Genomic DNA, 20,497 nt, shown 5'->3' on the forward strand with positions numbered 1-20,497 from the left:
CTGCCGCGTGACAGCCGACCCGGCGCCAACGATCTCAGCACCGACCTGAACGGCGACCCGCGCCTGGCGATCTTCCGCCAGACCGACAACGGCATTCCCATGCGCATGGCGATCTTCGCCCACCTGCTGCAGGTCGAGGACCTGATCGAACAGGATCCGCGTGACGTACGCTGGTTCGTGCCGCCGAGCTTCGGCGTCGACGACCGCACGCTCTGAATCAGCGCCGCGCCTGCCAGAACAGCGAAAACAACTCCGATTGCGAGCTGACACCCAGCTTGGCGTAGAGATGCTTCTTGTGGGCGCGCACCGTCTCGATCGAGATTGCCAGACGGCGGGCAATCTCCTTGGTCGAGCTGCCACCCAGCATCAATTGGCTGACTTCGCGCTCACGCTCAGTCAAGGCGTAGCGTGAATCCAGTTCGCTCGGCGCGCTAGGCCGGGGATGCCAGGGATGTGGTCCCGGCGGAGCGCCTTCCTCACCCTCGAATTCGAAATGCATGCGCTGGCGCATCAATGCCAGCACCCAAGGCTGGATGAGGCTCAACAGTCCCAGCGCGGCGTGATCGAAGGTCCGCGTCGAGCCAAGTGACAGACACAGCGTGCGCTCGGCGTCGAGCGGGCAATTGAACTGCACCTCGTCAGCGACGATATTGCGCTGGAAATAGCGCTGATAGTACTCGGTGTGCCGAAAGCACTGCGGCGCTACATCGGCTAGAGTGTAGACCCCCTCGCGAGCGCACCCCTTGGCGTCAATATAGAACGGATCGAGCAGATACAGGCCTCGCTGATAGTCCTGAAACAGCGCGTCGTCGGCGCCGTCGTCCTCGTCACTCTCCGCGAGGATTCGAGGCGGACGGTGGTGGTGGAAGATCAACGCTACCCAGGTATCGAAATGCACTTCCCTCGCCAGCCGCCGGACGAGAGCCAGCCAGAAGCCGGCACGATCCACGTTCTCCGCCAGTTGGCCAAAGGCGCGATGCCACTCCAGGCTTTCCAGCGAGGTCATCTCAACTGAGCCTGTCTCCGGCCGAGTTCGATGAGTCATTGTTTTTTCTCTTTCAAGCCAAGCGGTGTCCCCCAATCGGGTTACCCCGCTTGCGGGATAGGCAGTGGCGCGGGATTAGGGATACTGAAAGCCATCAGCTCCCGTTCCAATCACAACTTTCCGGAGTGTTCCATGCAGCTTGTCCTGGCACAACTCGCCAGCCGTGAAGGCGAAATCGAGCACAACCTCACCCGAGCGCTCGAGGTCGTTCATGCCGTCGACGACGATACCGCGCTGATCGTCTTTCCCGAAACGCATCTGAGTGGCTTTGCCGAACCTGGGCATGTACTCGATCGTGCCCTGACGCTCGACGGGCCGGAACTCGAGGCATTGATCGAGGCCAGCCGCAAGCGCGATCTGGCGATCGCCATCGGCCTGCTGGAGCGAGATGGCGAGACCGTGTTCAACACTACCGTGCTGATCACGCCCGAAGACGGTATCGCACTACGCTACCGCAAGACCCACCTGTGGCCGGACGAACGCACGCTGGTTCAGCCAGGCGATGCGCTTCATTGTCTCGAATGGCGCGGCCGATGCATCGGCCTGTTGATCTGCTACGACCTGGAATTCCCCGAGCCGGCCCGCGCGCTGGCAACCATGGGTGCCGACCTGCTGGTGGTGACTAACGGCAACATGGATCCCTACGGCCCCGTGCATGCCCGTGCCTCTCAGGCCAGAGCCCAGGAAAACCAGTGCTTCCTGGCCATGAGCAACCGGGCCGGTCAGGGTGCCGGACTCACCTTCGCCGGCGAGAGCGCATTGATCGGCCCCGATGGCGACACCCTGTTCCGAGCCGGTCGCGAGGAGACCGTTCAAGCGCTGCATCTGGATCCGGCGCGCCTCTCCAGCGCCAAACAGGACTACCACTACGCAGAGGATCGCCGTCTAAGCCTCAGGGGGCATCTCGAAACCCAGGGCTCGCGGCGCAGCTGGCATTTCGACTGAACGCCGTTCCGGCTCCCTGCGTTCATCACGACGACGGCTGTTAGCCGCAAAGACCACGATTCGTAAAACAACCACACTTCGTAAAACAACGACAACAGGACATGACGATGTCGGAAATGAAGAAGACTCTCACCCTATCCCAGGTCGTGCTGTTCGGCCTGGCCTACATGACCCCGATCATCGTGCTCGGCACCTTCGGGGTACTGGCGGTGGTCACCCAAGGCGCGGTGGCGGGTGCCTATCTCGCCGCGCTGGTGGCGATGCTGTTCACCGCCCACAGCTACGGCCGCATGGCCGCCGCCTATCCCGTCGCCGGCTCTGCCTACGCCTACGTTCGTCACGCCATCGATGATCGGCTGGGATTCCTCGCTGGCTGGGCCATTCTGCTCGACTATCTGTTCCTGCCGATGGTGATCTGGCTGATCGGGGCGGCCTATCTGAACTCCGCCTTCCCGACCATCCCGACGGCGCTATGGCTGCTGGCGTTCATCGGCGTGACCACGGTGATCAACGTGCTGGGACTGAAGCTGGCCAGCCTGGTCAATAGCGCCATGATGCTGATCCAGATGCTGGTGCTGGTCGCCTTCGTCGGCCTCAGCCTGCGCTACCTTCTCGGCGACCCGACCCAGCCACTGTTCAGCCTTACGCCCTTCCTGGGCAGCGACAATGCCTCGCTGCCGATACTGATGGCCGGTGCGGCCGTCGCCTGCTATTCGTTTCTCGGCTTCGATGCCGTGACCACGCTGACGGAGGAAACCAAGGATCCCGAGCGCACGCTGCCCCGGGCGATCCTGTTGATCACGCTGCTGGGCGGGCTGATCTTCATCATCGTCTCCTACTGCGTCCAGCTCGCGGCGCCGGGCTTCGACTTCGCCAATCCGGACGCCGCCGCCTACACCATCGCGCGCAACATCGGCGGTGACGTGTTCGTGTCGATCTTCCTGATCGGATTGGTCGTGGGTCAGTTCGCCTCGGGCATCGCCGCCCAGGCCAGCGGTGCACGCCTAATCTACGCCATGGGCCGCGACGATGTGTTACCGCGCCGCTGGCTCGGCCGTCTGGGTCGTCATGGCACGCCCGTGGGCGGGCTGCTTCTGAGCGCCGTGGTGGCCTTGCTGGCGCTGACGATGGATGTGCTTTCTGCGGCCTCGTTCATCAATTTCGGCGCTTTCCTGGCCTTTGCCCTGGTCAACCTGGCGGTGATCTTTCATTACTATCTCAAGGAGGGCCGCCGTGGCCCGAGCGATACCCTGCGCTTTCTGGTATGCCCGGCGATCGGACTCGGCGCGATCGTGTGGCTGCTGTTCAGCCTCGATCACAAAGCGGTCATGCTTGGCTCGATATGGCTACTGGCAGGATTGGGCTGGCTGCTGTGGCTGACCCGCGGCTTCCGACGCCCCACGCCGGAGTTGCATATCGACGCGTGAAGCAGCATCTTCTGTAAAGTAGGAACGGGTTCTCGCCGGGTGCGGGGCCCCGTTCTCCGGCATCCATCGAGCGGCGATGCCTCGCACGCTTCTCGCAATTTCCTCGCGCCAGCCCCGCCTCACATTCCCCCGTCGAAACGACGCGGCCTGCGAACACGACACGAACCATCATGCTGTCGAATATTCCATCATTCATCCCATATCCAGCGTTCTCGATATTCCGCTATGGGATAGCCAGATCGGCTCTGAACCGGATTGTAACATCGTGAAAAATAAGGCATTAAACGGCGATAAATCGGGTTTTTCATCGCGAATTCGGCAGGGAAAAGACCAGCGAGAAGGGCTGCGTGGCTGTCGGAATTCACGTCGTACGGCAGGAAATGGTGTTATTAAATAGTTGACATCGACCACGGCATTGATGACACACTGAGCGAGCCAGGTCACCCTTCGACATGGCAGAATCAACAATTACAAGCGCAGCGCGCAACCCAAGACGGACTTCCTATGACAGTTTATTCGTCGTCGGCGACAACCGCCTCCTGGTACCGGGACTCCATCGCCGTCGAGCTCGAGCCAGCGCTCCCGCTGGAAGGCGATCATCGCGCCGATGTCTGCGTGATCGGCGCGGGCGTTACCGGTTGCTCCGCCGCGCTGCATCTGGCTCAGCAGGGATACCGCGTCATCCTGCTCGAAGCGCTGAACGTGGGGCACGGTGCCTCCGGGCGCAGCGGCGGGCAGATACTGCCGGGCCTGGGTACCGACATACGTACCGTCGAAAACGCCCTGGGTCGATCCGCCGCCCGCGATATCTGGGAAATGAGCCGCGAAGCCGTCAGGCTGACCGCCCACCTCGTCGAGCAACACCAGATACCCTGCGAGATGTCCTGGGGCTATCTCCACGCCGCGGTCAAGCCTCGGCACGTCGTCGAGCTCCGGCACTGGCAGGAGCGGATGGCCCGCGACTTCGACTATCACGGGCTCGAGTGGCGGGAAGGTGACGCGCTGCGCGAGCACGTCGTCACCGATGCCTATCCGGCGGCGCTCTGGGAGCGCGAAGCCGGCCATCTGCACCCCCTCAATTACACGCTCGGCCTGGCCCGGGCCGCCCAGCAAGCCGGAGCGATCCTTCATCAGTTCAGCCCCGTGGTCGATATCCGGCACGGCAAGCAGACCACCGTCGTCACCGAACGCGGCCGGGTCGTGGCCGATCACGTGGTCATCGCCACCAACGCCTACGGCGACCGCCTGGTGCCCCAGATGAGCGGGCGCATCATGAGAGCGGCCAACTACATGATCGCCACCGCGCCCATGAGTGAGCAGCAGGCCGCCCAGGTTCTCCCCCGGAACGATGCATTGTCGGACACCAACTTCGTACTCGATTACTATCGCCTTTCGAGAGACAGACGCCTGATCTACGGCGGGGAGGTGAGTTACGACGGCCGCCCGCCACGAGGTCTGGAGGCGCGTACCGACGCCAAGATACGGCGCCTGTTCCCGGTGCTGAAAGAGATCGATATCGAATATCGCTGGGGGGGAGACGTGGCCATCACGATGAATCGCGCGCCGGACTTCGGCCGGCTGGCGCCCAATGTCTTCTATGCCCAGGGCTACTCCGGCCACGGAATGGCGCTGGCGGGGCTGGCCGGCAAGCTGCTGGCCGAGACCATTGCCGGGCAAAGCGAGCGCTTCGACATCTTTTCCGCCATGCCCCACCGGATGTTCCCGGGCGGGCGGTGGCTACGGACTCCCCTGCTGGTACTGGCAACCAATTTCTACAAGCTTCGCGACCGGCTGTGACGAGCGGCAAGCACGACGAGGAGTGCCCAATGACCGATTTGACGAACGCCGTGAACACCACCGAGCGCCTGGATCGAGAGGAGACTCGCGTGGCGGCGGCAGATGCGGCGGCGAGAGGCAAGCGCGGCGCTTCCTCGATCAGGATGCAGGGGTTACGCAAGCAGTTCGGACGCGATGCCATTGCGCTGGCGGGAGTCGACCTGGACATCCACGCCGGCGAGTTCTTCACCCTGCTGGGGCCGTCCGGGTGTGGCAAGACGACGCTGCTGCGTATCCTCGCCGGGCTGGAAGAGGCCGATGACGGCCAGCTGACGATCGGGGGCAAGGATGTCATCGACACCCCGCCGCATCAGCGCAGCGTCAACACGGTGTTCCAGTCCTACGCGCTGTTTCCCCATCTGTCGGTGCGGGAGAACCTGGCGTTCGGCTTGAAGATGCGCGGCGTCGCGGCCAAGGCGCGTGAAGCCAAGGTGGCGGAGATCGCCCGGTTCATCCAGCTGGGCGATCTGGTCGACCGCCGTATCGACCAGTTGTCCGGCGGTCAGCGCCAACGCATCGCCCTGGCGCGGGCCCTGGTCTGCGAACCCGACGTGTTGCTGCTGGACGAACCGCTTTCAGCGCTGGATGCCGGCCTGCGCAGCCAGCTGCAGGTCGAGCTGCTGCGGGTACAGAAGCGGCTCGGCATGACCTTCGTGTTCGTCACCCACGACCAGGACGAGGCGATGGTGATGTCGGATCGAATCGCCGTGCTCGACGACGGCCACATCCAGCAGGTCGGCCCGCCCCAGGAGGTCTACGAGCGCCCCGTCAACGCCTTCGTGGCCCGCTTCATGGGGCACGGCAACCTGTACCGGATCCATCGCCGCGACGGCTCGCGCCTGAGCACGGAAATCGGCACGCTGCAGATGGACGGGGACAGCCAGGGCGAGCTGGTGCTGATGCGCCCGGAAACGCTGGATCTCAAACCGGGCCACGTCGAAGGTCCCAACCATCTGCCCGGCACCATCACGGAACGGCTCTATCGCGGAAGCCATGCGGAGTTCCGCATCAATATCGCGGACACGACGCTGCAGGCCACCGTCAACAACCGTGGCAGGCGGCTACCGAACGTGGGGGACGAGGTGACGGTCGTCGTCGCCCCGGAAGACCTCGTGACGCTGAGCGAGTGAGGCCCGACATGTCGACGAACACGATCGCGGTAATGGGACGCAGCCAGGGCATGGTCCGCGAGGCGCGTCATCTCCTGTTCACGGTGGCCCCGGGTGCCCTCTGGATCGTCATCTTCCTGGTGCTGCCAAGTCTCTACCTGATGGCCGTTGCTTTCATGACCAACGGCCCCTACGGCCTGCCGCAGATGCCGCTGTCGCTGAACTCGTTCAAGCAGCTGGCCGGGGTCGGCTTCCTGGGCTGGAGCCCGGGCAATCTCTATACGCTGCTGCGCTCGCTGTGGCAGACCCTGGTCGCGACCGGGCTGGTAGTGCTGGTGGCGTATCCGCTCGCCTACTACATCACGACCTGCCAGGCGAAGTGGCGGCCGATCATGCTCCTGCTGGTGGTGGTGCCCTCCTGGACCAACCAGGTGATTCGCACCTTCGGCTGGATGAACCTGCTGGCGCCCGGCACGCCGCTCTCCAACGCGGCCGAAGTACTCGGTTTCATTTCCCCCAACATGGGTTTGTATCCCTCCAACTTCGCGGTGACGCTGGGGCTGGTATACAACTTCCTGCCCTTCATGGTGCTGCCGCTCTACGCCGCCTTCGAGAAGCTCGATACCGCCCAGGTCGAAGCGGCGCAGGATCTCTACGCCAAGCCGACACGGGCGTTCTGGCACGCCGTCTTCCCGCAGACGCTACCGGGGCTGCTGGCCGGAATCGTGCTGGTCGCAATTCCCGCCTTCGGCATGTACGTCATTCCGGAGCTGCTCGGCGGCGGCAAGGCGATGATGCTCGGCAATCTGGTCGCTACCCAGTTCTCCGGCGGTTCCAACTGGCCGCTGGGCGCGGCCGGCGCGATCCTGATGCTGATCGCGACCTTCATCGGGCTGTTCGCGATGCGGCGCATCGGCAAGCGCCTGGGTGGCGGCGAGGAGGTGGTGATATGAGAAAGCGAACCCTCAAGCGCGGCCTGACGGCCTTCTGGTGGATCACGCTGGTGTTCCTGTACCTGCCGCTGGCCGTGGTGGTGCTGTTCTCCTTCAATGCCTCCAACAGCGCCGCCAGCATGACCGGCCTGTCGCTGCGCTGGTATCACCAGCTGCTCGGCAACGAGCAAATCATGACCGCCTTCGGCAATACCCTGGTCCTGGCGATCTGCTCGTCGGTCATCGCGCTCGTCATCGGCTGCCTGATCGGCTACGGCATGTATCGTCATCGCCACCGCAAGCTCGGCTGGCTGATCGTGCTGATCTACCTGCCCATCGTGCTGCCGGACATCGTTTTCGGCATTTCCGAGATGGCCTTCTTCGTCCAGTTCCACCGGCTGACCGGTCTGCTCCAGCCGGGGCTCGGGACCATGATCATCGCCCACGTGACCTTCCAGATTCCGTTCGTCGCGCTGATCGTCTATTCACGCTTCGTCGGACTCGACCCGACGCTGTTCGAAGCGGCCAAGGATCTCTACGCCACGCCCGTCAAACGCGTCGTCCACTTCATGCTGCCGACCATCAAGCCGGCGCTGATATCCGCCTTCTTTCTCTCCTTCACGCTGTCGGTGGACGACTTCGTGATCAGCTTCTTCACGGCGGGGCCGGAGAGCGCCACGCTGCCGATCTACATCTGGGGCGCGATCAAGAAAGGCGTGTCGCCCGAGATCAATGCCATCGCCACGCTGATGATCGGCGCGGTAGCGATGGCCGCCGCGATCAGCCTGTTGTTCAGCCGTAAAAACCAGCACAGTCGCAAACGTCAATCCTGACCTGAGAGCCCGCGCACGGGTAAACACTGAAGAGACAGCAAGGAAAAAAGCCCATGTCGAAGCACAACAAGACTGCCGCCGCCGTTGCCTTCTGCAGCCTGCTATTGGGAACCGGCGCACAGGCCGCGGAAGACAAGCTCTACCTGTTCAACTGGACCGAGTACATGGACCCGGAGATCATCACGGCGTTCGAGCAGAAGTACGACGTCGAGGTGGTACAGAACTACTACAACTCGCTGCCGGAGATGTTCGCCAAGCTGAACGCGGGCGGCGCGTCCCAGTACGACATCATCGTCCCCTCCAACTACTACGTGCCGCGACTGATCGAGACGGGCCTGGTCCAGAAGCTCGACCGCGCGAAGATTCCCAACTTTGCCAACGTCAAGGAGCAGTTCAAGGACCCGAGCTTCGACCCGGGTTCCGCATACTCCGCGCCCTACCAGTGGGGCACGACAGGCATGATCTACAACACCGACACCTTCCCGGACGCTCCCAACAGCTGGTCGCTGATGTTCGACCCGGAGGTCAATCCCGACTATCCGTTCGCCATCATGGGCGACGGCCAGGTGGCCATCGGCGCCGCCTGCGGTGCGCTGGGCAAGCCCTATGACTGCGACACGCTGGACAGCTGGCGCGAAGCCGCCAAGCTGATGATCGAGACCAAGAGCCGCGACAACTTCTCCGGCTTCACCGACGGCACCCCGGCGCTACAGCAGCTGGCCCGGGGCGTGACCCACGTGGGCATGTCCTACAACGGCGACTATCTCTACTTCAAGGGAGAGGATCCGGAAGCCTTCGAGCACTTGGCATTCGCGATTCCCGACGAGGGCGCCGAAATGTGGGTGGACTCCATGATGATCCCCTCCGGCGCCCCGCACCCGGACCTGGCCCACAAGTTCATCGACTTCATCCTGGACGCGAAGATCGGCGCCCAGCTGTCCAACTACAACTACTACGCCAGCCCCAATGCGGCGGCCGAGCCTTATCTCGACGAGGCGCTGAAGCAGCCCCCCGCCCAGCCCACCGAGGAGGAGATGAAGCGCCTGCGTTTCACGCCCAGCCTCGAGGGCGAGCAGCTACAGACGTTCCAGCAGCTCTGGTCCGAAGTCCAGGCCCGATAACGGCAGCGGCCGGGCGCGGCGGTTTTGCGCCCGGCAGCCAAGAAACACCACACGGGACACGCTCATGAGTCACCACCAGGAATCGTCACCGCTCAAGGACTGGTTTCAGCAGCACGGCATCACCGAAGTCGAGAGCTTGGTGACCGATCTCACCGGCATTCTCAAGGGCAAGATCATGCCGGCCAGCAAGTATCTCAACGGAGGGCGGCCGCGACTGCCGGACTCCATCTTCATCCAGACCGTCACCGGCGGTTACCCGGACGACGAGGACATCCGCTTCTGGAATCCCGCCGAACGGGACATGGAGCTGGTGCCCGACCCCAATGCCGCCTTTCTGGTGCCCTGGGCTGACGACCCCACCGCCCAGATCATCCACGACTGCTACTACCTGACGGGCGAGCCGGTCGACCTGTCGCCCCGCCACGTGCTGAAGCGCGTTCTGGAACTCTACGAACAGCGAGGCTGGCGCCCGGTGGTCGCCCCCGAGGTCGAGTTCTATCTGGTCAAGACCAACATCGACTCCGACTACCCTCTCGAGCCGCCGATCGGTCGCACCGGGCGCCAGGAGAGCAGCCGTCAGTCGTTCTCCATCGACGCGGTCAACGAGTTCGATCCGCTGTTCGAGGAGATGTACGACTACTGCGAGGCAATGCATCTCGACCTGGACACGCTGATCCACGAAGAAGGCGCCGGCCAGATGGAAGTCAACTTCCAGCACGGCAACCCGCTGGCGCTGGCGGACCAGGTGGTCATGTTCAAGCGCGTCCTCCGGGAGACGGCGCTGCGCCACGGCATGTACGCGACCTTCATGGCCAAGCCGATGGCCAACGAGCCGGGCAGCTCGATGCACATTCACCAGAGCCTGGTCGACGCCCAGGGCAACAACCTGTTTGCCGGTGAAGAGGGCCAGACCAGCACCCTGTTCCACCATTTCATCGGCGGCCTGCAACGCTATCTGCCGGCCGCCATGCCGCTGCTGGCGCCCAACGTGAACTCCTATCGTCGCCTGCTTCGCCACGAGGCCAGCGGCTCGGCGCCGATCAACGTCGATTGGGGCACGGACAACCGCACCGTCGGCCTGCGGGTGCCCGTTTCCACCCCGGCGGCGACCCGGGTCGAGAACCGGCTGCCCGGGGCCGACGCCAACCCCTATCTGGTGCTGGCCGCCTCGCTGGCCTGCGGCTATCTCGGCATGCTCGGCCAGATAGAACCGCGCCCGCCGATGGTCGGTTCGGCCTGGGCCAGCGGCAACAAGCTGCCGGACGACATCGGCCCGGCCCTGGATCGCATGCGGGAGTGTACCGCCCTGGCGGAGATCCTCGGCGAACGCTTCACCAACAGCTATCTCGCCGTCAAGCACACGGAACACCGCGCGTACTTCCGCGTCATCAGCTCATGGGAACGCGAGCATCTGCTGCTGCGGGTCTGACCCCGGGCCGTGCCGACGATTCATGAGACGGCGGTTCACGAGACGGTCCTTGAGACGATGATTCTAGAGACGACGATTCGCGAGACGACGGACAGATAACCAGGAGGCACCATGAAAACGAAGTGCTGGGCGGTCTTGATGGCAGCGGGAGTGATGAGCGGCGGCGCCCTGGCGGACGCTCGGCCACAGCTGAACCTGTTCAACTGGACCGAGTACATGGATCCGGAGATCATCGCGAATTTCGAGGCCGAAACCGGCATCGACGTGGTGGAGAACTACTACAACTCCAACGCCGAGATGCTGGCCAAGCTGAACGCCGGCGGCGACGCCCAGTACGACATCGTCATCCCGTCGGATTACTTCGTGCCGCGCCTCATCGGGGCGGGTCTGATCCAGCCCCTCGCACCGGACGACCAGGCACTGGAGGGCATCGACAATATCATGGCGGATTTCCGCCACCCCGCCTACGACCCGGAAGACGCCTACACCGTGCCGTATCAGTGGGGCGTGACCGGCATCGTCTACAACACCGACACCTTCCCCGACCCGGACCCCAGCTGGGGGCTGCTGTACGATCCCGACGTCAATACCGATTATCCCTTTGCCCTGCTCAAGGGTGATGCCCAGTTCACCTTCTCCACCCTCTGCGCGTATCAGGGCGAAGGGTTCGACTGCGTCGGGCAGGCGCCATGGGTAAAGGCGGCGAAGGAGGTCATCGCCACCCGCGCCCGGGACAACTTCGTCGGCTTCGTCGACGCCACCGCCGCCATCGAGCAGATCGCCAGCGGCGTCATCCACGCCGGCGTCGCCTACAACGGCGACCTGGCCAGCAAGAAAAACGAAGACCCGGAGCTCTACGGCAATATCGGCTTTTTCGTGCCCAGGGAAGGCTCGCAGCGCTGGGTGGACGTGATGGCCATCCCGGCCCGGGCGCCCCATCCGGAGAGCGCGCGCCGATTCATCGAATATCTGCTGCGCCCCGACGTCGCGGCCCAGCTCTCCAACTACAACCTGTACACCTCGCCCAACGCCGCGGCACAGCCGATGCTGACCGCCGCACTGCGCGAGCCGCCGGTGATGCCCGATGCCGATACCCGCTCCCGGCTGTCGCTGACGCCCGCCGTCGACGGCGAGCAGTTGCAGCTGCTGCAGCAGTTGTGGTCGGAAGCCCGGTCTCGCTGATCGGCCTTCGCTCACCCCTTTCGTCCTTTCATTCATGGAGTTCAGGATGTCCGCGCCTTCCGACGTGAAACACCCGCCACCCGCCCTCGAACACGCCGCCTCCTGGTATGCGGCCTCGGCCAATGCCGCGCCGGCGCGCCCGGCGCTGTCGGCCGATGTCAGCTGCGACGTGTGCGTGGTGGGCGCCGGATTCACCGGCCTGTCGTCGGCGCTGCATCTGGCCGAGAAAGGCCTGAAGGTGATCGTGCTGGAAGCCGCGCGCGTCGGCTATGGCGCCTCGGGGCGCAATGGCGGCCAGATCGTCAACAGCTACAGCCGCGACATGGACGTGATCGAAGACAAGTACGGCGTCGAGACGGCTCGTGCTTTGGGCGACATGGCGTTCGAGGGCAATCGGGTGATCCGCGAGCGCATCGCGACCTACGGCATCCAGTGCGACCTGCGCAATGGCAACCTGTTCGCCGCCTGCAACGCCAAGCAGCTCGAAGCCCTGAGGCATCATCAGGCGCTGTGGCAGCGTTACGGCAACGATCAGCTCGAACTGCTGGAAGGCGACGCCTACCAACGTGAGGTCGGCAGCGACCGCTATACCGGCGTGCTGATCGATCACTCCGGCGGCCACCTTCATCCGCTGAATCTGGCGCTGGGCCAGGCAGCCGCCCTGGAATCGCTGGGCGGCGTGATTTACGAGCAGAGCCCGGTCCTGTCCCTCGAGCATGGCGCCCCGGTCACGCTGAAGACCGCCGGCGGCACCCTCAGGGCCGACCGCGTCGTCATGGCCGGCAATGCCTACATGAGCGGCGTGATGCCGGAGCTCGAGCGAAAATCCATGCCCTGCGGGACGCAGATCATCACCACCGAGCCTCTCGGCGAAGAGCTCGCACGGAGCCTGCTGCCCAACGACATGGCAGTGGAGGACTGCAACTACCTGCTCGACTACTATCGCCTGACGCGCGACAACCGGCTGCTGTACGGCGGCGGCGTGAACTACGGCAGCGAAGGATCGGCCGATATCGAAGGCGTCATCCGTCCCAAGATGCTCAAGACGTTCCCCCAGCTCGAAAACATCAAGGTGGACTACGCCTGGAGCGGCAACTTCCTGATGACGCTGAACCGGCTGCCGCAGTTCGGGGTCATCAACGACAACGTCTATTACGCCCAGGGCTACTCCGGCCACGGCGTGACCTGCACGCATCTCGCCGGCCGCCTGATCAGCGAGGTGATGACCGGGCGTGACGAGCGATTCGACGCCTTCGCCGGCCTGCCGCACCAGCCGTTTCCCGGCGGCCGCATGCTGCGCGTGCCGCTATCGGCGCTGGGCGCCTGGTACTACGAGACACGCGACCGGCTAGGCATCTAGGTTTCTCGTCATCTCGAGGTTTCTCGTCATCTAGATTCCGTGGCATCTAGCTCCTTGGCATCAGGCGCCGACAGGGCGCACGGGAAGGTCAAAATCCAGATGCGGGCGAGCGCAGGCAGCGCCCGTCACTGCGGCTGACAGGCGCGGGCGAACCCCTGGAAGATCGCATCGTAGAGCGCATGCTGCCGGGGCTCCCATTCCGGGTGCCACTGCACCGCCAGGGTAAAGCCGGGGGCATCCGGCAGGGAAACCGCCTCGACCAGACCGTCCGGGGCCACCGCCTCCACGAACAGGCCCTCCGCCAGCCGGTCTATGCCCTGCTGATGCAGCGAGTTGACCCGCGCCTTCAGCCCTTCCTCGCGCTCGCCGTAGAGGCTGGCCAGGCGGCCGCCGGGCCGGATGTCGATCTCGTGGCTCGGCGCATATTGCTGTGCCTTCGACCCTTCCGGCTCGCGGTGATCCATCAGCCCGGGCACACGCTGGACGGCCTGATGCAGCGTGCCGCCAAGGGCCACGTTGAACTCCTGGAAGCCGCGGCAGATCCCCAGCAGCGGCAGGCGCCGCTCCAGCGCCAGCGGCACCCAGAGCATGGCGGCGTGATCGCGATCCAGGTCGTCCCGGGTGTTTTCCGGCGCCCGCGCCGCATCGTATCGACTCGGCAGCACGTTCGTGTAGCTGCCGGTCAGCATCAGGCCGTCGAGACGATCCAGCAGCGCGCCGGCAGCGGCAGCGTCACCGTCGCGCCAGACCGGCAGGATGACCGGCTCCAGCCCGTACTCGCGCAGCGCGTTGAGATATTTGTCGGTGACCATGTGGGCGGGGTGGCCTTCCACCTCACGACGGCAGGCAATGACACCAACCAGGGGACGCTTCTGCATGATGCCTCCTCGGAACCGGAATCCGTTGTGTTTTTATCAACAGGTGATGGCCTGCCTTTCTTGCCACGCACCGGTCATGGAAAACGATAAATTCGCTTAACATCCATTCAAATTCATAAACTTATTTATAAAACAGCTTGAATCTTACTTGGAAGCGAAGCGAATAATCCGTAAATAATTTGACAACAATACCGGGCAGGCGGAACACTATCAACGACCATAATAAACGATCGCAGGTGACATCATGTCCTCCCTTCCCGTCGACGAGGCTCGTGACTTCCTGGCGCGTCACCCCGCTATCGATAGCATCGATCTGCTGCTGAGCGACCTCAATGGCGTGCTGCGCGGCAAGCGGATTCCCCGGGAAAATCTCGAAAAGGCCTACGTCAACGGCATCAATCTCCCCGGCTCGGTCTTCGCGCTGGATATCACCGGCAACACGATCGAGGAGACCGGCCTGGGCCTGGACATCGGCGATTGCGACCAGGTCTGCCGCCCGATTCCCGGCACCCTGATGCCGACGCCCTGGCTGCGGGATGGCCATCAGGGACAGCTGCTGATGGCCATGCGCAACGAGCACGACGGCCCCTTCTTCGCCGACCCGCGCAACGTCCTCGCGCAGCAGGTTCAGCGCCTCGAGGCGATGGGGTTCACGGCCGTCGTCGCGCTGGAGCTCGAGTTCTATATCGTCGATCGCACGCGGGACGACCTGGGCCGGGTGCAGCCGCCCCGCTCGCCGGAAACCGGCGAACGAGCGACCACGAGCCAGGTGTATTCGATTTCGGAGCTCGACGAGTACGCCGGGTTCCTGGGCGACATCCAGGCCGCGGCCGCCATCCAGAACCTCCCGCTGGACACGGCGCTGAAGGAGTGCGCCCCGGGGCAGTTCGAGATCAACCTGGTACACGGCAGCGACGTGCTCAAGGCGTGCGACAGCGCGGTGCTGCTCAAGCGCCTGATCAAGGGCATCGCCGTCAACCACGGCTTCGAAGCGACGTTCATGGCCAAGCCCTACGACGCGGAAGCCGGCAACGGCATGCATGTCCACATGAGCCTGCTCGATGCCCACGGTCGCAACGTCTTTGCCGCCGCCGACGAGAATCCGCTGGGCACCGAGATGCTGCGCCACGCCATCGGCGGCCTGCTCAGGCTGATGCCGGAATCGGTCGCCCTGATGGCCCCGAACCTCAACTCCTTCCGCCGTTTTCAGCCGGGGCTCTATGTTCCCATGGCGCCGACCTGGGGCTTCGACAACCGTTCCGTGGCCCTGCGCATTCCCTCCGGGCCCAATGCCGCACGGCGGATCGAGCATCGTGTCGGCGGCGCCGATGCCAACCCCTACCTGCTGCTGGCCACCCTGCTCGCTTCGGTCATTCACGGCATCGCCAACCGGATCTCCCCCGAGGAAATCGTCACCGGCAATGCCTACGAGCAGTTCGACCCGGTACTGACCAACAGCTGGTCTCGGGCGCTGGAGCTGCTCGAGCGGTCCGAGGTGTTGAACGAGGCGCTCGGCCAGGACTTCCTGAAAGTGTTCCTGGCGAACCGCCGTGCCGAGCGGGCATCCGCCATGCAGGTGGTCAGCCGGCTCGAGTACGACTGGTACCTGCGCCACGTCTGACCCGTGGAGCGTCACATCGGCGCACCGCCAGCGACGCCACCACGACGGCATCACCGCCGCCGATCCCAAATCCGGCACGTCCACCCAGGAGGAGCACGCCATGACATCGCCAGATGCCGCAAGACTCAAGGCGCTCGACCGCGATCACTACATGCACCCCTTCACCGATTTCAAGGCGCTGGGTGACGAAGGCAGTCGACTCATCACCGCCGCCCACGGCGTCTACATCGAGGACGACGAAGGCCGGCAGATCCTGGATGCGATGGCGGGGCTGTGGTGCGTCAACCTGGGCTATGGCCGCCAGGAGCTGGTCGACGCCGCGACCCGGCAACTGCAGCAGCTGCCCTACTACAACAGCTTCTTCAAGACAACGCACCCGCCGGCGGCCGAGCTGGCCGACACCCTCTGCGGCCTGGCGCCGGATCATATCAACCGCGTGTTCTTCACCGGTTCCGGCTCCGAGGCCAACGATACGGTGTTGCGCATGGTGCGCCGCTACTGGGCGCTCAAGGGTCAGCCCGAAAAGCAGTGGATCATCGCCCGCGACAACGCCTATCACGGCTCGACGGTCGCCGGCATGAGCCTGGGCGGCATGGCGCCGATGCAGGCCCAGGGCGGGCCCTGCGTGCCGGGCATCGCCCATATCCGCCAGCCTTACTGGTTCGACGAAGGGCGCGAGATGTCGCCCAAGGCGTTCGGCAAGGTCTGCGCCGAGGCGCTGGAGGCGCGCATCCAGGCGCTCGGGCCGGACAAGGTCGCCGCCTTCATCGCCGAGCCGGTGCAGGGCGCGGGCGGCGCGATCATCCCGCCGGAGAGCTACTGGCCGGCGATCAAGGACGTGCTGTCGCGCTACGATATCCTGCTGGTCGTGGACGAGGTCATCTGCGGCTTCGGCCGCCTGGGCGAATGGTTCGGCAGCGTTCACTACGATCTCGAACCCGACCTGATGCCGATCGCCAAGGGCCTGTCGTCCGGCTATCTGCCGATCGGCGGCGTGCTGGTCGGCGACCGAGTCGCCCGGACGCTGATCGACGACGGTGGCGAATTCCATCACGGCTTCACCTACTCCGGGCACCCCGTCTGCGCCGCCGTGGCGCTCGAGAACCTCAGGTTGATGAAGAGCGAAGGCGTCGTCGAGCAAGTGCGTCAGGTGACGGGGCCGTACCTGGCCAAGCGCTGGAAGGCGCTCGAACGGCATCCGCTCATCGGCGAGGCCCGCTCCCTGGGACTGATCGGCGCGCTCGAGATCGTCGCCGACAAGGCCACCGGGGCGCGCTTCGACAAGTCGCTCAAGGCCGGCGAAACCTGCCGCGACATCTGCTTCGAACTCGGGCTGGTCATGCGCTCGGTGGGCGACACGATGATCATCTCGCCGCCGCTGGTCATCACCGAGGCCCAGATCGACGAACTGATCGCGCTGGCGACGGCCGCGCTGGACGAAACGGCACGCCGGCTGCAGGCCCGAGGGGCCACCATTTCGGCAACGAAGGAGACAACGACATGAGCCTGACGCCAACGCTGGCCGACTGGCAGGCCAGGGCCGCTACCCTTGCCGCCAGCCTCGAGACACGCGCCTTCATCGACGACGAGTTCGTAGCGGCCGAGAGCGGCGAGACCTTCGCCACGATCAACCCCGCGACGGGAGAAACCCTGGCCGACGTGGCGAGCTGCGATGCCGCCGATGCCGACAAGGCAGTGGCCGTGGCCCGCGCGACGTTCGCGCGTGGCGACTGGGCGCGGCTGGCGCCCACCGAACGCAAGCATGCGCTGCTGCGCCTGGCCGCGCTGATGGAGAGCCATCGCGATACGCTGGCCCTGCTCGACACGCTGGACATGGGTAAGCCGATCAACAGCGCCCAGAGCGATGTCAGCGGCGCCATCGGCTGCATCCGCCACCAGGCCGAATCGATCGACAAGCTCTACGGCGAGGTGGCGCCGACCGGCGACGATACCCTCGCCCTGGTGCTGCGCGAACCGCTGGGTGTCGTCGCCGCCATCGTGCCGTGGAATTTCCCGCTGATGATGACGGCCTGGAAGATCGGCCCGGCGCTCGCCGCCGGCAACAGCGTCATCCTCAAGCCCTCCGAGAAGTCGCCGCTTTCCGCGCTGTATCTGGCCTCGCTGGTGCGCGAGGCGGGCCTGCCGAGCGGGGTTTTCCAGGTGCTGCCGGGCTTCGGCCACACCGTCGGCAAGGCCCTGGCGTTGTCCATGGAGGTCAACTGCCTTGCCTTCACCGGCTCGACCGGTGTCGGCAAGCAGCTGCTGCAGTACGCCGGGCAATCCAACCTGAAGCGGGTGTACCTCGAGTGCGGCGGCAAGAGCCCCAACATCGTCTTCGCCGACTGCAAGGATCTGGACCGGGTGGCCCGCCACGCCGCCGAGGCGATCTTCTACAACCAGGGCGAGGTCTGCATCGCCGGGTCACGTCTGCTGGTGGAAAACAGCGTGCGCGAGGCTTTCATCGACAGGCTGCTCGCCGCCGCCGAATCGATGCAGCCGGGCGATCCGCTGGATCCCGACAGCTTCATGGGCGCCATCGTCGACCGCACCCAGTACGAGCGGGTGCTGGACTACATCCGCCAGGGCGTGGAGGAAGGGGCGCGGCTGCGCATGGGCGGCAAGGCGCTCGACGGGCCGGGCCTGTTCATCGGCCCGACCGTCTTTGACGGCGTCACCGACGACATGGTCATCGGCCGGGAGGAGATCTTCGGCCCGGTGCTGTCGGTGTTCGGCTTCGATACCGAGGACGAAGCGATCGCGATGGCCAACGACAGCGACTACGGGCTGGCGGCCGGCTTCTGGAGCCAGGACATCGATCGCATCATGCGGGTCACGCGGCGCCTCCAGTCCGGCCAGGTCTTCGTCAACAACTGGGCCGGCGGCGACCAGACCGTTCCGTTCGGCGGCGTCAAGCAGTCCGGCAACGGGCGCGACAAGTCGCACCACTCGCTGGAAGAGTACTCCGAACTCAAGAGTGTCTGGATGTCGCTGTCGCCGTGAAACCGGCGTCATGAACCCGTCGTCATGAATCCGGCGTCATGAACCCGTCGTCATGAAACGATACCGCTCGTGGCAGGCCGCCACGAGCGATCAGAACGTCTTGGCGGGGGTGGCGCAGCTGACGAGCCGGCAGGCCGACTTGCCGGGGTTGCGGAAGCGGTGCGGGATGTTGGTGTTGAAGTAGTACGCCTCGCCCGGCGACAGTGTCCGCGTCTGGGCGCCGATCGTGATCTCGATCTCCCCTTCGAGCACCACCCCGGCTTCCTCGCCCTGATGGGCGATCATCTCGCGCCCGGTATCGCTGCCGGCCGGATAGGTCTCGATCATGAACGACAGCGCCCGCGACTCCCGGTTGGCGCCCACCAGCTTGTAGATCACGTCGCCAGTGCCGACGTCGGTCAGCTCGTCGGCGCCGAAGAAGACCTGGTTCCGGTTCTCCAGATCCATGGTGAAGAAATCCCCCACGCTCATCGGAATGGCGTCGAGGATCTTCTTCAGCGAGCTGACGGAGGGGCTGACCTTGCCCTGCTCGATCAGCGACAGGCTGGAGTGGGTCACGCCACAACGCTTGGCCAGCTCTCGCTGGGAGATGCCGCGAAAGGTTCTCAGGGCTCGCAGGCGGGCGCCGACATCATCAGACATCCATTCTCTTCCTCAAGCGATGGTCACCGTACGTCGGGGATACCGGACGGAAGCGACTCGCGGTTGAACCAGCTTTCCAGAATCAACTGCGCGGCGATGCCATCCACGCCGCGATCGCGATAGTTGCCCTTGTGGCCCTGACCCTGGGCGATCAGCTTGGCGGCGCGGGTGGTGCCGCGCTCGTCGAACATCTCAACCGGCTTGCCGAAGCGCCCGTGCAGGCGGTTGCCGAACTTGCGGGCACGCACGCTCATGTCGGATTCGCTGCCGTCGTCGTGAATCGGCAGCCCCACCACCAGCAGATCCGGCTGCCACTCCTGCAGCAGCTTCTCGACCTTGATCCAGTCCGGAATCCCGTCGCGGGCGGTCAGCGGTTCCAGCCCGCTGGCGGAACACAGCATCTCGTTGCCAACCGCCACGCCGATACGCCGCGTGCCGTAATCGAACGCCATGACCAGGCGCTGGCCGAGTTTGTCGTTCGTCGCCGATGCTTTCGTTGCCGATGACATCAGGCGTGCCCGGCGTCGCGGGTCATCAGGTTGAGATCGACCCCGAGGATGCCGGCGGCCGCGCTCAGACGCTGCTCCGGCGGGCGGTCGAACAGGATCGCGGCGTCACCCTCGGCGATCAGCCAGGTGTTCTGCTTGAGCTCGTCCTCGAGCTGGCCGGATTTCCAGCCCGCGCAGCCCAGTGTCACCAGGTACTGCTCCGGGCCGCGACGCTGGGCGATCGCCTGCAGCATGTCCATGGACGTGGTCAGCGCCAGACCATCGGCGACCTGAATGCTGGAATCCCAGTCGCTGGCGTTGCCGCGATGCAGGATGAAACCGCGATCGCGGTAGGTCGGCCCGCCGTTGTAGACCAGCACGTCGTTGTGCGGGCCGGGCTCGGATTCGATATCGAGCTGCTCGAACAGCCCGTCCAGCGACAGCTCCGAGGGGCGGTTGACGATGACGCCCAAGGTGCCGTCATCGTCATGATCGCAGAGATAGGTCAGCGTCCCCGCGAAGTTGGGATCTTCCAGGTGCGGCATCGCCATCAGGAAATAGTGCTTGAGGCTCTGCATCGGCGTGGGCATGGATGTTGGCCTGATCGTTGACATAGGGCTCCGTCGGGCATCGCGCAGCGGCCCGGCAA

General features: G+C 64.7%; 18 protein-coding genes and 1 pseudogene. 14 read left to right on the forward strand and 5 right to left on the reverse strand.

The annotated features are described in order from the left end of the window. A pseudogene (locus R3F72_RS15350) lies at positions 1-216 on the forward strand (aspartate carbamoyltransferase); the annotation flags it as partial. 1 nt (position 217) lies between these two features. Here R3F72_RS15350 and R3F72_RS15355 read toward each other — a convergent pair. Beyond that, on the reverse strand, positions 218-1,006 hold the full coding sequence (locus R3F72_RS15355) for a helix-turn-helix transcriptional regulator (RefSeq protein WP_332780089.1): 789 nt from the start codon (positions 1,004-1,006) through the stop codon (positions 218-220). Between the two features lie 171 nt (positions 1,007-1,177). Between R3F72_RS15355 and R3F72_RS15360 the strand changes: the two genes are divergently transcribed. From R3F72_RS15360 to R3F72_RS15405, 10 genes are all read left to right on the forward strand, one after another. Continuing rightward, entirely contained in the window at positions 1,178-1,990 is an 813-nt protein-coding gene (locus R3F72_RS15360; RefSeq protein ID WP_332780090.1) for a carbon-nitrogen hydrolase family protein, read from the forward strand. Between the two features lie 116 nt (positions 1,991-2,106). Next, positions 2,107-3,417 carry an APC family permease gene (locus R3F72_RS15365; RefSeq protein WP_332780091.1) on the forward strand — a complete coding sequence of 437 codons (1,311 nt, stop codon included), beginning with the start codon at positions 2,107-2,109 and terminating at the stop codon, positions 3,415-3,417. A 504-nt stretch (positions 3,418-3,921) separates the two neighbouring features. Then, positions 3,922-5,214 (forward strand): NAD(P)/FAD-dependent oxidoreductase, encoded by a 1,293-nt coding sequence (locus tag R3F72_RS15370; protein WP_332780092.1) that lies wholly within the window; start codon positions 3,922-3,924, stop codon positions 5,212-5,214. Positions 5,215-5,243: 29 nt separating this feature from the next. Further along, positions 5,244-6,383 (forward strand): ABC transporter ATP-binding protein, encoded by a 1,140-nt coding sequence (locus R3F72_RS15375; protein WP_332780093.1) that lies wholly within the window; start codon positions 5,244-5,246, stop codon positions 6,381-6,383. Between the two features lie 8 nt (positions 6,384-6,391). After that, positions 6,392-7,315 (forward strand): ABC transporter permease, encoded by a 924-nt coding sequence (locus R3F72_RS15380; RefSeq protein WP_332780094.1) that lies wholly within the window; start codon positions 6,392-6,394, stop codon positions 7,313-7,315. Further along, a complete protein-coding gene (locus R3F72_RS15385) occupies positions 7,312-8,127 on the forward strand; it encodes an ABC transporter permease (protein WP_332780095.1) in 816 nt (271 codons plus the stop codon). The genes R3F72_RS15380 and R3F72_RS15385 overlap by 4 nt, the downstream gene beginning before the upstream one ends. Positions 8,128-8,180: 53 nt before the next feature. Further along, entirely contained in the window at positions 8,181-9,248 is a 1,068-nt protein-coding gene (locus tag R3F72_RS15390) for an ABC transporter substrate-binding protein (RefSeq protein WP_332780096.1), read from the forward strand. 64 nt (positions 9,249-9,312) lie between these two features. Continuing rightward, the gene (locus R3F72_RS15395) at positions 9,313-10,677 is read left to right on the forward strand and encodes a glutamine synthetase family protein (RefSeq protein WP_303855273.1); all 1,365 of its coding nucleotides are present in this window, start codon (positions 9,313-9,315) and stop codon (positions 10,675-10,677) included. A 111-nt stretch (positions 10,678-10,788) separates the two neighbouring features. Next, entirely contained in the window at positions 10,789-11,859 is a 1,071-nt protein-coding gene (locus R3F72_RS15400; protein ID WP_332780097.1) for a polyamine ABC transporter substrate-binding protein, read from the forward strand. A 46-nt stretch (positions 11,860-11,905) separates the two neighbouring features. After that, positions 11,906-13,219 (forward strand): NAD(P)/FAD-dependent oxidoreductase, encoded by a 1,314-nt coding sequence (locus tag R3F72_RS15405; RefSeq protein ID WP_332780098.1) that lies wholly within the window; start codon positions 11,906-11,908, stop codon positions 13,217-13,219. A 125-nt stretch (positions 13,220-13,344) separates the two neighbouring features. Here R3F72_RS15405 and R3F72_RS15410 read toward each other — a convergent pair whose 3' ends face one another. Then, the gene (locus R3F72_RS15410; protein ID WP_332780099.1) at positions 13,345-14,097 is read right to left on the reverse strand and encodes a gamma-glutamyl-gamma-aminobutyrate hydrolase family protein; all 753 of its coding nucleotides are present in this window, start codon (positions 14,095-14,097) and stop codon (positions 13,345-13,347) included. A gap of 244 nt (positions 14,098-14,341) precedes the next feature. On the opposite strand from R3F72_RS15410, the gene R3F72_RS15415 reads away from it, so the two are divergent. The 3 genes from R3F72_RS15415 to R3F72_RS15425 all read left to right on the forward strand — a co-directional run bounded on the left by R3F72_RS15415 (position 14,342) and on the right by R3F72_RS15425 (position 18,718). Beyond that, positions 14,342-15,718 (forward strand): glutamine synthetase family protein, encoded by a 1,377-nt coding sequence (locus R3F72_RS15415; RefSeq protein ID WP_332780100.1) that lies wholly within the window; start codon positions 14,342-14,344, stop codon positions 15,716-15,718. A 100-nt stretch (positions 15,719-15,818) separates the two neighbouring features. Then, positions 15,819-17,222, forward strand: coding sequence for an aspartate aminotransferase family protein (locus tag R3F72_RS15420; protein WP_332780101.1), 1,404 nt, complete (start codon positions 15,819-15,821; stop codon positions 17,220-17,222). Then, the gene (locus R3F72_RS15425; RefSeq protein ID WP_332780102.1) at positions 17,219-18,718 is read left to right on the forward strand and encodes an aldehyde dehydrogenase; all 1,500 of its coding nucleotides are present in this window, start codon (positions 17,219-17,221) and stop codon (positions 18,716-18,718) included. The genes R3F72_RS15420 and R3F72_RS15425 overlap by 4 nt, the downstream gene beginning before the upstream one ends. Positions 18,719-18,808: 90 nt before the next feature. On the opposite strand, the gene R3F72_RS15430 is transcribed toward R3F72_RS15425, so the two are convergent. From R3F72_RS15430 to R3F72_RS15440, 3 genes are read right to left on the reverse strand one after another with little or no spacing between them, the layout of a single operon-like run. Beyond that, a complete protein-coding gene (locus tag R3F72_RS15430; RefSeq protein WP_087720990.1) occupies positions 18,809-19,360 on the reverse strand; it encodes a cupin domain-containing protein in 552 nt (183 codons plus the stop codon). 23 nt (positions 19,361-19,383) lie between these two features. Beyond that, positions 19,384-19,869 (reverse strand): Holliday junction resolvase RuvX, encoded by a 486-nt coding sequence (gene ruvX, locus R3F72_RS15435; RefSeq protein WP_332780103.1) that lies wholly within the window; start codon positions 19,867-19,869, stop codon positions 19,384-19,386. After that, the gene (locus R3F72_RS15440; protein WP_087720991.1) at positions 19,869-20,426 is read right to left on the reverse strand and encodes a YqgE/AlgH family protein; all 558 of its coding nucleotides are present in this window, start codon (positions 20,424-20,426) and stop codon (positions 19,869-19,871) included. Before R3F72_RS15440 ends, ruvX begins: the two co-directional genes overlap by 1 nt. Between the last annotated feature and the right edge of the window lie 71 nt (positions 20,427-20,497).

The sequence above is a fragment of the Salinicola sp. 4072 genome (genome assembly GCF_036663415.1).
Taxonomy (GTDB): Bacteria; Pseudomonadota; Gammaproteobacteria; order Pseudomonadales; family Halomonadaceae; genus Salinicola; species Salinicola salarius_A.

What these genes read in the sequence shown, in the direction of transcription:
- R3F72_RS15385 (WP_332780095.1), top strand. Translation starts at nt 7,312, where the DNA reads ATGAGAAAGCGAACCCTCAAGCGCGGCCTGACGGCCTTCTGGTGGATC.
- R3F72_RS15390 (WP_332780096.1), top strand. Translation starts at nt 8,181, where the DNA reads ATGTCGAAGCACAACAAGACTGCCGCCGCCGTTGCCTTCTGCAGCCTG.
- R3F72_RS15400 (WP_332780097.1), top strand. Translation starts at nt 10,789, where the DNA reads ATGAAAACGAAGTGCTGGGCGGTCTTGATGGCAGCGGGAGTGATGAGC.
- ruvX (WP_332780103.1), bottom strand. Translation starts at nt 19,869, where the DNA reads ATGTCATCGGCAACGAAAGCATCGGCGACGAACGACAAACTCGGCCAG.
- R3F72_RS15425 (WP_332780102.1), top strand. Translation starts at nt 17,219, where the DNA reads ATGAGCCTGACGCCAACGCTGGCCGACTGGCAGGCCAGGGCCGCTACC.
- R3F72_RS15420 (WP_332780101.1), top strand. Translation starts at nt 15,819, where the DNA reads ATGACATCGCCAGATGCCGCAAGACTCAAGGCGCTCGACCGCGATCAC.
- R3F72_RS15360 (WP_332780090.1), top strand. Translation starts at nt 1,178, where the DNA reads ATGCAGCTTGTCCTGGCACAACTCGCCAGCCGTGAAGGCGAAATCGAG.
- R3F72_RS15370 (WP_332780092.1), top strand. Translation starts at nt 3,922, where the DNA reads ATGACAGTTTATTCGTCGTCGGCGACAACCGCCTCCTGGTACCGGGAC.
- R3F72_RS15430 (WP_087720990.1), bottom strand. Translation starts at nt 19,360, where the DNA reads ATGTCTGATGATGTCGGCGCCCGCCTGCGAGCCCTGAGAACCTTTCGC.
- R3F72_RS15405 (WP_332780098.1), top strand. Translation starts at nt 11,906, where the DNA reads ATGTCCGCGCCTTCCGACGTGAAACACCCGCCACCCGCCCTCGAACAC.
- R3F72_RS15375 (WP_332780093.1), top strand. Translation starts at nt 5,244, where the DNA reads ATGACCGATTTGACGAACGCCGTGAACACCACCGAGCGCCTGGATCGA.
- R3F72_RS15395 (WP_303855273.1), top strand. Translation starts at nt 9,313, where the DNA reads ATGAGTCACCACCAGGAATCGTCACCGCTCAAGGACTGGTTTCAGCAG.
- R3F72_RS15415 (WP_332780100.1), top strand. Translation starts at nt 14,342, where the DNA reads ATGTCCTCCCTTCCCGTCGACGAGGCTCGTGACTTCCTGGCGCGTCAC.
- R3F72_RS15440 (WP_087720991.1), bottom strand. Translation starts at nt 20,426, where the DNA reads ATGCAGAGCCTCAAGCACTATTTCCTGATGGCGATGCCGCACCTGGAA.
- R3F72_RS15410 (WP_332780099.1), bottom strand. Translation starts at nt 14,097, where the DNA reads ATGCAGAAGCGTCCCCTGGTTGGTGTCATTGCCTGCCGTCGTGAGGTG.
- R3F72_RS15355 (WP_332780089.1), bottom strand. Translation starts at nt 1,006, where the DNA reads ATGACCTCGCTGGAAAGCCTGGAGTGGCATCGCGCCTTTGGCCAACTG.
- R3F72_RS15365 (WP_332780091.1), top strand. Translation starts at nt 2,107, where the DNA reads ATGAAGAAGACTCTCACCCTATCCCAGGTCGTGCTGTTCGGCCTGGCC.
- R3F72_RS15380 (WP_332780094.1), top strand. Translation starts at nt 6,392, where the DNA reads ATGTCGACGAACACGATCGCGGTAATGGGACGCAGCCAGGGCATGGTC.